Below are 10,550 nucleotides of genomic sequence, written 5' to 3'. Positions count from 1 at the left end.
GTCCGCCGCCCGCGCCGCCGGGCGGCGGGGTGGGCGATGCCGCGGCCGGCGCGGGGGGCGGGTGACGGGAGGGTTCCGACTGCTGTTGTTTTTCGTCCATCGGTTCTATCAGCTGGCAGGCGTGTAGGTTGTGCAAATCTACGGAGCATCGCGACTCTACACGCGTCGTCCGCGTATCGATACGGCGATCGGCACAGGGATCGGGCGTGCGGAGCACTCACCGGTTGGCGCACGGCCGGTGAGCGATCGCGATGCGGCGTTAAAAATGAGTCAAAGCAGAGACTCGAGCCGGACAAAGAGCGAGGCAAAGAGCGTCATGCGGCGCGTCCAGCCGGAACGTCGATCCCGACCTCCGTGCTGAGCGTCAAGCGTGAGCGTGTATGCGGCGTGCAGCATGTGGCACGCTATACGACGCGGCGTTTCGCATGCTTTCACAACCAATATCGACGCGCTGATGCTCCGGCGGCGCTGGCGCCACGGCGGACAAGCCGCCGCAGCTGCGCTGCGCCGACGGGCATGGCCCGCAAGAAAGCATGATGCTACGTCCCACCCTGGTTACAGTCCAGCGCGCGTTTCTTTCGCGAGGTTACGTAGGTTACAGATTGAAAACGGCGTGGCGGGGAGGCTACGTATGGTGGTGCAGGCCCGGTGTGCCGCCGATTTCCCGGGTAATTTTCGCGACGCACTCGATGAGCGCCGGCGCCGCGCGGGTCTCGAGCCATTCGCGCGGGCACTGGAGCGCCGAGCCGCCGCAGTTGACCGCATAGCGTTCGCCGGCCGGCCCGAGAAACGCGGTGGCGATGGCGTTCAGGCCTTCGTACCATTCGCCGATCGCAATCGCGAAGCCGCGCTCGGCCGTTTCCCGCATTGCGCTGTCGAGGCGCCCGCCGAGCGATGCCCAGTCGTCGCCAGCGGCCGCCTGCAGGCCGATCAGCAATTGCCGGCGTTCGGCTGCATCGAGCGCGCACAGGTAGGCGCGGCCGACGGCTGTGCGCGCGACGTCCATCCGCGAACCGACGTCAAGGCGCGACACAAGCACGGCCGAGCGCGGCTTGATCGCGTCGATGACGACCATGTCGAGCCGGTCGCGCACCGCGAGATGAACGGACAGCGAGGTCCGTTCGGCGAGTTCGAGCAGAAAAGGGCGAGCGCGCGCGCGGATGTCGAAGTTGCGCAGGAAACCATTGCTGAGTTCGAGCACCGACGAGGTCAGCACGAAGCGCTCGCTGTCCGGCAACTGGAACAGAAAGCCGGCGCTGACGAGCGTGGCCGTCATGCGCGAAACGGTCGGTTTGGGGATGCCGGTCAGCTCCGCCAGTTCGCGGTTGCTGATGGGCGCGTGCGCGGCGGCGACCTGGCGCAGCACGGTCAAGCCGCGCGCCAGCGCGGTGACTTCCTCGCCCGTTCCTTCCTTTTCCCGGACCGTTCCGGCTGTGGCGGCGGAAACAGCGCCGGTGGTCGATGGCCTTTTCATGTTAATTTTTTTGAAACTTCATTCCGGATTAACAAAACGGCGTATGGCGCTGAGTATGACACGCCGTTTCTCATGGATCATGCGGAAAACGTTTAAGCGTCCATTTCATAGTACCCGAACGGCATTTTCCCGTTGAACGGGAATGGGAAGATTTTGCTTGACTTGGTCAGCGTAACCATAAAAAATGGAACTCTATTTCGAAAGTATGTTTTCTCCGTTACCGGCGGCGTCATGGCGTATCGGATTTTGCCGCCCGGCGTTGCGTGTTGGTCGATCTGTCGATCTGGCTCGTTCACCTGACTTTTCATCGCGGGTGACGTGCACCACTTTCGAATCCCGTCTCTCAGGTTCTAGCACGGCCCTCGGAATGGCTAGAACTTTTTAAGGCGCCACGGTCACGTGGCGCCTTTTTTTTCTTGCGTGCACGCGCAGAATAATCGCGGCTTCAAAAATGAAAGCTATTAGTGCATTTGAAGACGAGGTGAACCTGTCCAGTTGGCGGACGACTTTCCGTCGACTATTCCGCTACACGCGTTCGAGCAGGTCCGAGAGAACCGCTGCCCCGTCAGCGCCTTTCGCCGCATCGATCCATAGGCGGTCGATCATGGTCCGATACATCGCCACCGCATCGGTCGATGTGGTGATTGTCGCGATGCCGGTGCGGATGTTCGGCAATTCGCCGAGCCTGAACGGCGATACCGCAACGTGGACATGCTCGTCGTCTTCGAAAATCTCGAAGGTTTCGTTAGGCATATTGTCGCTGACGATGCCAATCTGCACGCCTTCGGCGCCATTCTTCAGCATCGCAACGATTCGCATCACCTCGCGCCGCGCAGCGAGCTTTCTTTCGAGTTGCACGCCGGGCGGCAGACCCAGGCGTCCGACCAACCCATGGTGCAGAAACTGCTCGATCTGGCGTAACCCGATCAGGCTCGTTACGTTCGGCCTCGTCTGCCGGAACGCGGTCTTCCGGCCCGCGAGGATGGTCAGCACGCCCGATAGCGTTTGCGTCCACGCCGGGTCGGTCAACGATGGCGGAATGCTTTCCTCGAGCATCTGGCGCAGCCAGCCATCGTAGTCGTCGGACGTCAACAGGAACGAGAATGGATCGAAGTGCGCGACGATCCGTTTCGAGCGGCTTTCGATCTGCCGCATCCGCTCGAAATACCTGATGGCCGAGTCGTGGTATTCGACCTCGACGCCGAGCAGGTTCGCAAGCGACACACCGAATAGCGCCGCAAGCCGTTCGAGCGTGTCGATCTTGACGATCTCACCCCGCTCGAGCTTGTAGATAGCCGCGCGCGAAATGTTCAGGCGGTCGGCCACGTCTTCGCTGCGTAACTCGGCCGCCATTCTGTATGCGCGCAAGCGCTCGCCGATGCTGTGGAAATCGAAGCGCGCGCCGCGCGGACGCTTTTTTCGGTGACTGGCTGCGGGCATTCGGGCCTCTTGTTGCGGATAAAGATGCCGACGTGATGTTACGCGAAAGCACTCGCCTCATGCCTTGATCTTGATGGCGATGACTCGATTTTGTCTATTTTTCTATATATTGTCTATTTATATAAACGAAGATGATCTTCATGCTTCTTACGAGTCGAGGGAGGCAGTCCGCTGTTGCGCTTCGCGTGAACGCAGCGAACCGTGACAATCACCCCAAGAATCACCGAGGCGAGGTCGCAGCGTTGTTCTGCCCGACTCCGCACGGCTCGCGGTTGAACCCGATACGACTAGCACTTGCTTTCCGTTTCTGGTGAGAGTAGTCTAAATATTTAGACGATGGAGGCGAGCATGAAACTTCTGGACGCCACGCAGTGGTTCGCGCAGGACATGGTCGGTTTTTCGGACATTCATTATTTCGCCGCCCGGTGCCGGGACACGGCAGCGTCGCAGGGTAGGGAGTCGGCGGCGCTGATCCTGTTGGCGCATGCAGCCTCCGCATTTGCCGAACGGCAGGAAGGTGTTGCGGTGTCCACCGACACGGTGCATGCATTTCTCGTCGATCTGCATGAACAGGCAAAGCGGCTCAACGACGCGGCTGGCAGGTCGGACGACGCGCTACTTGAGGCATTGAACAGTTTCGCCGCGCAGCAGGCGTGGAAATGACCGCGAGTCGGGTGGGCCGGGGCGGCCTGGAGCCAGGCGGACGGTGATCGTGTGCTGCGTCATTTCAATAGCGCGCTGAGCTGGGTGTGCCGATAAAAATAGACAGACAACGCGGGTGAACCATGCTGACGGCGAGAAGCGAATTCCCGCTGCTGATCTGCATGGCGACGGTTCTGTCGAAGCGACACCCCTTCTGCCGGGGACACGGCCGGGCAACAGTCCGCGTTGCCCGATGGCCGGCAATGACCTTCCTTGAGCGCGAGCCGCTGGACGACACTAACTCTGCCCCCTGCGGCGGGTGTCAGTCCTGGCCGGACAATGCCGGCACATGGGGCACCGTGATACTGCGGTACTTCAGCGTCGCGATTTCGACAACCGGTGTCCCAGGCCCAGGTCGGTCGCGATCTGCCAGGTATAGACGCGCGAGTAGTGCACGCCGAAACGCGAGCCGATCAGTTCGCGCAATCGCCCATTGGTCCACGCGTCGCTCGGAAAGCCGTGCTCTTTCGCCGACCCGCGCAACGCCTCGGCGATCCATTGTCTCGCCGTGTCGTCCAGCACCGACGTACGGCCACCAATGCTGATCTTGCGCAAAGCGTCGAGACCGCCATCATCGAGAATGGTTTTGTAGCGGCGCACGGTATACGCCGATATATGGAGCGCGTCCGCGACCGCATCGACAGTTGCACCGTCGGTCAACATCCTGCCTGCCTGCATTCTCCGGGCAACGCTCGGTAGATTTTCAGTTGTTGCACGCATGTTGGTCTCATCCGTAGAAGATCCGTTCGACGGTGCACGCGGCGCCGCCGATCGGTAAAAACGTTTAGATGATTTCCGCCTGGAGCGGCGCCTCTGGAAAACGCGACTCCGGATATTCGCGCTGCCAGTTCAATTACGAGTAACGAAGACCTGTTTTCAATACTAATAGCGTGTTTTTACCGTTTTTGACGATTCCCACAAAAAAATCATCGTCTGCTGATTGCAATCTATTTTCCCTATGAAATGAACATTCAATCTGCATATTAGAGGGATGTGATTTATCAGACGCAGAAGCATTTATATGCGCGCGCATATGCGGATTCAACCTTGTTCTTCGTTGCGCTGAAGAAGAATTCTTGTAAGCGCGTATTCCAGTTAAAGATGCGGCATACGAGCCCGGAAATTATTGGTTATAAATGTAAGCGAGTTGATATATTAACGTGAGTGGGCACGCGATGCGATATGCTCGACATACCGGCACTTCGTATTTAAATATGCTTACCTGTTGCGAATAAGTCATGTCATATTCGATTGCAATATTTCAATATCCAGACTATTTGATGAGGGTGGGTAATGAAAATCAGACCGGTCCAATCTCGTATTGAATAAAGGAGATTCCAATGTCAGTTGACGGGAAAATATGTTCGGCAGCATTTCTGGTTTTAGCGATGCTCAACATTCCGCTGGCTCACGCGCAAAGTTCCGATGCTCAGCCGGTGCACGGCGCGATGGCCGCGCTGGCTCCGATTCGCGTGCAGGCGCAGGTCGTCGCTGTGAATTCAGGCGCGAACAGCGTCACGATCAAAGGGCCGCGCGGCGAAGTCGAGGAGGTCGCGGTCGACCCGGCGATCGCCGATGTGTCGAAGCTGCGCGTCGGCGATATGCTCGACATCGCGTATCAGCACGCGCTGCTGTTGCAACTGGATAAAACCCGTGGGAGCGGCATTCGTGAGCGGGTCGACACGAGCGCAGCGATTCCGGCGTCGGCGGGGCGCACCGCCGCCGTGCACCGGGTCGATGTGATCGCCACGGTGCAGCGGGTCGACCGGAAGAAGCGGATCATCGTGTTGCGCGGACCGACCCGCACCGTGCAACTCGACGTTTCTCCGGACATCGATATCAGCCATGTCAAGGCGGGCGATTCGGTGCGCGCGGTGTTCGAGGCGGCGGTGGCGGTGCAGGTGCAGCCGCGCGCCGCCGCGCAATGATCGCTAGCCAAAGCTGACGCTGTCGCGCCTGTTCGTGGGCCGGTTGCATGCGCACGCAAAGGCATGACTGAATGCGGCGCGACTTACCCCGCAACGGCTTGTTGCCCCAGCGCCGTGGACGGCGGGGGCAGCGCCATCACTGCTTGGCGAGGCTCGGTTCTTCCGGCGGCTTCGGCATGATGTCGCCCCAGCCGCCACCCAGCGCGCGGATCAGATTGACGGTCGATGCCGCCTGCACGCCTTCGAGCTGCACCGCGACGCGGCGCGCATCCAGCACCGTGCGTTCCGCGTCGATCACATCGAGGTAGTTCACCGCGCCTTCGTTGTACTGAACCCGAGACAGATGCGCGGCGCGCGACGAAGCGTCCACCGCGCGCCCCTCGGTCTGCGTTTGGCCCTCCAGAATGCGCAGGTCTGACAGGTTGTCCTCGACCTGCTGGAATGCGACCAGTACCTGCTGACGATAGTCCGCGACCTGCTCGTCGAATTGCGCATGTGCGTTCGCGAGGTTGCCCTTGCGCCGGCCGCCGTCGAAGATCGTCTGCGTGAGCGCGGTGCCGGCCGCCGGCCCGGCAAGGAACGCCCAGCTGCTGGCGCGGAACAGGTCGGCGAGCGTTGCTGCCTCGAAGCCCGCGTTGCCGGTCAGCACCAGCGACGGAAAATACGCGGCGCGCGCCACGCCGATACGCGCGTTGGCCGCCGCCATCGCCCGCTCGGCCGCGGCAATATCGGGCCGCCGCTCGAGCAGCGACGACGGCAGCCCCGGCGGAATGCGCACTTCGACCGGTGTGAGCGGATTGGCCGCCATCGTGAATTCGGACGGCGTCTTGCCGAGCAGCACGGCCAGACTATGCTCCGATGCAGCGCGCAGGCGCTGGATGGTCATCTCGTCCGAGCGGGTGCTTTCGAGTTCGGACTTCGCGCGCGCGACGTCGAGCTCGCTGATCTCGCCGTCGTCGAAACGGTCCTGAACGAGCTTGAGTGCCTGCTCACGCAGATCGACCGCGTTCGCGAGCACCGCGGCCTCGGCGTCGAGCTCGCGCAGCGAGAAGTAGTTTTGCGCGACATCCGCCTGTAACGCGAGCAATACCGAGCGCAACAGCGCCTCGGTCTCCTGCGCATCCGCCTTGGTCGCGTTGTAGTCCGAATCGACGCGGCCAAACAGATCGACCTCATACGATGCGCTTGCCTGCGCGCGCCAGATCGTCTGTTCCGGAATGTGCGTGCCGTCGGGCTGCAGGAACGACACCGCGGAAATCTGCTGGCGCGTCGGGCCGAAGCCCGCGTTGAGGGTCGGGAAGAAGCCGGCGCGCGCGACCTCGTTCAACGCGCGCGCTTCCTTCACGCGCGCAACGGCTGCCTTCACGTTCTGGTTCGCGTCATGCGCCTGCTGTTCGAGCGAGTCGAGCGTCGGATCGTTGAAGATCGTCCACCATTGTCCGCGCGCGATGGCCTCCGACGGCTGCGCGGTTTTCCATGTGCCGTCGGTCGGCACCTTGAGCGCCGTCTGCGTGAAGTCGGGTGCGGTTTCCTTGTAGGCGGGCGCGACCTGTGCGTCCGGTACCTTGTAGGCCGGCGCGAGCGAGCAGCCGGCGGTAGTCAGCAATCCGGTCAGCCATGCGCCCAGCAACGCGACGCGCGGCGCCGATCCTTTGACAGGCGTTCGGATGGGAAGCGTTTTCATCGTGTCTCCCTTATTCTTCATAGACGGATGCGCCGACTTGCACATGCGGATGGTTGCCGTGCTTGTCGACAAGATGCTCGTCGCCGGTCAGCTTGCGCAGCACGACGTAGAACACGGGCGTCAGCATCAGCCCGAAGAAGGTCACGCCGATCATCCCGAAGAACACGGCAATGCCCATTGCGCGGCGCATTTCCGCGCCGGCGCCGACCGAGATGACGAGCGGCACCACGCCCATGATGAAGGCGATCGATGTCATCAGGATCGGGCGCAGCCGCAGGCGGCTCGCCTCGATCGCTGCGTCGACGATCGAGCGGCCGCTCATCTCGAGCTCTCGCGCGAACTCGACGATCAGGATCGCGTTCTTCGCCGACAGCCCCACCAGCACCATCAAGCCGATCTGCGTGAAGATGTTGTTGTCGCCGCGCGTGAGCCACACGCCGGTCAGCGCGCACAGCAGACTCATCGGCACGATCAGGATCACCGCCAGCGGCAGCGTCAGGCTCTCGTACAGCGCGGCGAGCACGAGGAACACGAGCAGCACGCTGATCGGGAAAATCCACAGTGCGGAGTCGCCGGCGAGTATCTGCTGATACGTGAGGTCGGTCCATTCGTACTTGATGCCGCGTGGCAGGACTTCGGCGGCAATCCGCTCGGCGGCGGCCTGCGCCTGGTCGGACGAGTAGCCGGGCGCCGGACCGCCGTTGATATCCGCAGCGGTGTATGCGTTGTAGCGCACGACCATCTCCGGCCCGTAGGTCGGCGTCACCTTGACGAGCGAAGACAGCGGCACCATGTCGCCCGCCGCGTTGCGCGTCTTCAGCAAGCCGATATCGGCGGCATTGGCGCGGAACGGCGCATCGGCCTGTACGCGTACCTGATAGACGCGGCCGAAGCGGTTGAAGTCGTTGATGTACAGCGAGCCGAGGTAGATCTGCATGGTGTCGAACACGTCGGTGATCGACACGCCCAGTTGTTTCGCGCGCACACGGTCCAGATCGACGTTCAGTTGCGGATTGTTGATCTGGTAGCTCGAGAAGGTGGGGCCGAGCTCAGGCGTCTGCGCGGCTTTTTTGACGAATGCCTGCACCGCGCTGTTGAGCGCGTCGTAACCGAGCGCGCCGCGGTCCTCGAGCTGCATCTTGAACCCGCCGAGCGTGCCGAGACCGAGCACCGGCGGCGGCGGGAACACCGCGATAAATGCGCCCTTGATCCCCGCGTACTTCTGGTTCAGCGCCGCGGCAATCTCATTGCCCGATTCGCCCTTGCCGCGCGACGCCGACGGATACAGCTTCGCGAACATGATGCCGGCGCTCGACGAGTTGGTGAAGCCGTTCACCGAGAGGCCCGGAAACGCGACCGCGTGCTGCACGCCCGGCTGCTTCAGCGCGATCTCGCTCATCTGGCGGATCACATCCTCGGTGCGGTCGATCGACGCGCCGTTCGGCAACTGCGCGAAGCAGATCACGTAATCCTTGTCCTGCGCGGGCACGAAGCCGCCCGGCACGATCTTCGCCATCAGGCCGGCACTGCACAGCAGCACCGCATAGACGCCGAGCATGATCGCGCGATGGCCGATCACGCCCTTGATGCCCTTGCTGTAGTTCTCGGAACCACGGTTGAAAACGCGGTTGAAGTGATGGAAGAAGCGTCCGAGCACCTTGTCCATCACGCGCGTGAGCCAGTCCTTCGGCGCGTGGTGATCCTTCAGCAGCAGCGCGGCGAGCGCCGGCGACAGCGTCAGCGAATTGAATGCGGAGATCACCGTCGAGATCGCGATGGTCATCGCGAACTGCTTGTAGAACTGACCGGTCAGGCCCGTCATGAATGCGAGCGGCACGAACACCGCGACGAGCGTACAGGCGATCGCGATGATCGGTCCGCTCACCTCGCGCATCGCCTCGTAGGTGGCCTCGCGCGCGGTGAGGCCGTTGCTGATGTTCCGTTCGACGTTTTCGACCACCACGATCGCATCGTCGACCACGATACCGATCGCGAGCACCATGCCGAATAGCGAGAGCGCATTGATCGTGAAGCCGAACGCGAGCATCAGCGAAAACGTACCGATGATCGATACCGGCACCGCGAGCAGCGGAATGATCGACGCACGCCACGTTTGCAGGAACACGATCACGACGATCACCACCAGCACGATCGCCTCGATCAGCGTGTGGATCACCGCCTTGATACTGTCGCGCACGAACTCGGTCGGGTCATACGCGATCTTGTAGTCGACGCCGGCCGGCATATCGGCCTTCAGTTCCTTCATCGTCGCGTAGACGTTCTGCGCGATGGCCAGCGAATTCGCACCAGGCTGCTGGTTGATGATCATCATCACAGCCTGTTTGTTGTCGAGCATCGCACGCAGCCCATATTCCTGCGCATCGAGATCGACCCGTGCGACGTCGCCCAGATGGGTGACCGCGCCGTCGGGTGACGCCTTCAGCACGATGTCGCGGAATTCGTCGGCGGTCGTCAGGCGCCCGCGCGCGTTCACGTTCAGCTGCAGCGGCGCATTCGACGGCGCGCCGCCGACGATGCCCGCGGCCACCTGGATGTTCTGCTCGCGGATCGCGTTGACCACGTCGGTCGCGGTCATATTGTGCTCGGCGATCTTCTGCGGATCGAGCCAGATACGCATCGCGTAGTCGCCCGAGCCCCACAGTTGCACTTCGCCTACGCCCGGAATCCGGCTTAACCGGTCCTTCACGTTGATCAGCGCGTAGTTGCGCAGATAGGTCATGTCGTAGCGGCCGTCCGGCGACACCAGGTTCACGCCCATGGTCAGCGTCGGCGAGCTCTTGATGGTCGTGATGCCGAGGCGCTGCACTTCATCGGGCAGCCGCGGCAGCGCCTGGTTCACGCGGTTCTGCACGAGTTGGGTCGCGAGATCCGGGTCCATGCCGAGCTTGAACGTGACGGTGGTCGTCATGTTGCCGTCGCTGTTCGCCTGCGACTGCATGTACAGCATGTTTTCGACGCCGTTGATCTGCTCCTCGATCGGCGATGCGACGGTCTCCGCAATCACCTTCGGGTTCGCGCCCGGATATTGCGCCTTCACGACTACCGAGGGCGGCACGACTTCGGGGTATTCGGCAGTCGGCAGAATCTGGAGCGAAATGATGCCGCCGAGCAGAATCAGCATCGATAACACGCCCGCGAAGATCGGCCGGTCGATGAAGAATCGGGATATGTTCATGATCAGGTTCCGTCGTTTACAGGGCTTTGCGTCGTCGTCAGGCGGGCGCCGCGCGATTCGTACGGATTGCGCGGGCCGCTCAGGTATGGATCGCTAGCGATCGGGGCGCCCATTCGGACTCAGGTG

Annotated in this window: 7 protein-coding genes; 2 read left to right on the top strand and 5 right to left on the bottom strand. The window is 61.9% G+C overall.

Annotated features, from left to right (window positions below):
• Positions 1–625: 625 nt before the first annotated feature.
• Together HV796_RS31700 and HV796_RS31695 are read right to left on the bottom strand one after the other, a co-directional pair.
• A complete protein-coding gene (locus HV796_RS31700) occupies positions 626–1,474 on the bottom strand; it encodes an IclR family transcriptional regulator (protein ID WP_175231806.1) in 849 nt (282 codons plus the stop codon).
• Positions 1,475–1,999: 525 nt separating this feature from the next.
• Positions 2,000–2,914 (bottom strand): helix-turn-helix domain-containing protein, encoded by a 915-nt coding sequence (locus HV796_RS31695; protein WP_175231804.1) that lies wholly within the window; start codon positions 2,912–2,914, stop codon positions 2,000–2,002.
• Positions 2,915–3,262: 348 nt separating this feature from the next.
• Here HV796_RS31695 and HV796_RS31690 point away from each other — a divergent pair, with 348 nt between their 5' ends.
• On the top strand, positions 3,263–3,577 hold the full coding sequence (locus tag HV796_RS31690) for a hypothetical protein (protein WP_175231802.1): 315 nt from the start codon (positions 3,263–3,265) through the stop codon (positions 3,575–3,577).
• Positions 3,578–3,931: 354 nt separating this feature from the next.
• Here HV796_RS31690 and HV796_RS31685 read toward each other — a convergent pair whose 3' ends face one another.
• Complete coding sequence (locus HV796_RS31685; RefSeq protein ID WP_175231800.1) at positions 3,932–4,336, bottom strand: helix-turn-helix domain-containing protein; 405 nt, start codon at positions 4,334–4,336, stop codon at positions 3,932–3,934.
• Positions 4,337–5,004: 668 nt separating this feature from the next.
• On the opposite strand from HV796_RS31685, the gene HV796_RS31680 reads away from it, so the two are divergent.
• Complete coding sequence (locus HV796_RS31680) at positions 5,005–5,544, top strand: hypothetical protein (RefSeq protein ID WP_246356134.1); 540 nt, start codon at positions 5,005–5,007, stop codon at positions 5,542–5,544.
• Positions 5,545–5,680: 136 nt separating this feature from the next.
• Here HV796_RS31680 and HV796_RS31675 read toward each other — a convergent pair whose 3' ends face one another.
• Both HV796_RS31675 and HV796_RS31670 read right to left on the bottom strand, forming a co-directional pair.
• Positions 5,681–7,228 (bottom strand): efflux transporter outer membrane subunit, encoded by a 1,548-nt coding sequence (locus HV796_RS31675; protein ID WP_175231796.1) that lies wholly within the window; start codon positions 7,226–7,228, stop codon positions 5,681–5,683.
• Positions 7,229–7,238: 10 nt separating this feature from the next.
• Complete coding sequence (locus HV796_RS31670; protein ID WP_175231793.1) at positions 7,239–10,424, bottom strand: efflux RND transporter permease subunit; 3,186 nt, start codon at positions 10,422–10,424, stop codon at positions 7,239–7,241.
• Positions 10,425–10,550: the final 126 nt, after the last annotated feature.

The sequence above is a fragment of the Paraburkholderia humisilvae genome (genome assembly GCF_902859855.1).
In the GTDB taxonomy this organism is placed as follows: Bacteria; Pseudomonadota; Gammaproteobacteria; order Burkholderiales; family Burkholderiaceae; genus Paraburkholderia; species Paraburkholderia humisilvae.
Note: the sequence above shows the minus strand (reverse complement) of the source record. Positions and strands in the feature narration are given on the sequence as shown.

Excerpts from the sequence above, each read along its gene's own strand:
- HV796_RS31670 (WP_175231793.1), bottom strand. The coding sequence starts at position 10,424 with ATGAACATATCCCGATTCTTCATCGACCGGCCGATCTTCGCGGGCGTG.
- HV796_RS31685 (WP_175231800.1), bottom strand. The coding sequence starts at position 4,336 with ATGCGTGCAACAACTGAAAATCTACCGAGCGTTGCCCGGAGAATGCAG.
- HV796_RS31695 (WP_175231804.1), bottom strand. The coding sequence starts at position 2,914 with ATGCCCGCAGCCAGTCACCGAAAAAAGCGTCCGCGCGGCGCGCGCTTC.
- HV796_RS31675 (WP_175231796.1), bottom strand. The coding sequence starts at position 7,228 with ATGAAAACGCTTCCCATCCGAACGCCTGTCAAAGGATCGGCGCCGCGC.
- HV796_RS31700 (WP_175231806.1), bottom strand. The coding sequence starts at position 1,474 with ATGAAAAGGCCATCGACCACCGGCGCTGTTTCCGCCGCCACAGCCGGA.
- HV796_RS31680 (WP_246356134.1), top strand. The coding sequence starts at position 5,005 with ATGCTCAACATTCCGCTGGCTCACGCGCAAAGTTCCGATGCTCAGCCG.
- HV796_RS31690 (WP_175231802.1), top strand. The coding sequence starts at position 3,263 with ATGAAACTTCTGGACGCCACGCAGTGGTTCGCGCAGGACATGGTCGGT.